The sequence below is a fragment of the Vibrio sp. 1288 genome, assembly GCF_033344475.1.
In genome coordinates, this window is the sequence record NZ_JAWPOX010000793.1 from 1 (window position 1) to 601 (window position 601).

At 45.1% G+C, this 601-nt stretch carries 1 protein-coding gene; it reads right to left on the reverse strand.

Annotated features, from left to right (window positions below; all coding sequences use genetic code 11):
- Nucleotides 1-601 (reverse strand): EAL domain-containing protein (locus R8O11_RS29410; protein WP_318195146.1); only part of this gene is annotated, 601 nt, incomplete at both ends.

Here is a 601-nt window from a genome sequence, read left to right on the forward strand (position 1 = left end):
GGCAGGTTGCGTATTCTGTCCAGTGATGAATTGCACTTGGTTTACCGAGATAAAACCCTTGATAATAATCGAGTTCCAGTTGACGCATGGCCTGCAGCTGGTTGTTCTCTTCAACCCCTTCGATAATTACTTTGGCCCCCATGGTTGCTGCTAGATCTACCGCACTTCGAATGGAAAAGGTATCACCAGCGCAATAATCGAGTAGATAAGAGCGATCAATTTTAATTATGTCAGGACAAAGCTGCTGAACTCGGGCAATGTTGGAATGTTGCGCGCCAAAATCATCGATGGCAAAGATAAAGCCAGTCGCTCTCATTAACTGTACGGCTTTAATCAGTAAATCAGTATCACCGCAGGATTCTTCTACAACCTCAAACACCACATCAGACGGGGTCATACCCAAATCAGCAAGACGTTTGTAAAGCAAGCCGTTGTCTTTAAAGCCCATGTCTTTGGTGAGCGTGAGTAGAGTTTGAGGCATAACATTGAGAAAGAGCTTAATCGGCGTTCCGGCAAAGTGACGAGCGAAGTTTCTGATGTGCATGGCTCGGGATAAAAATTCAACACATAAGCGAAAGTAAGGGTCGATACTTGCGTTGGA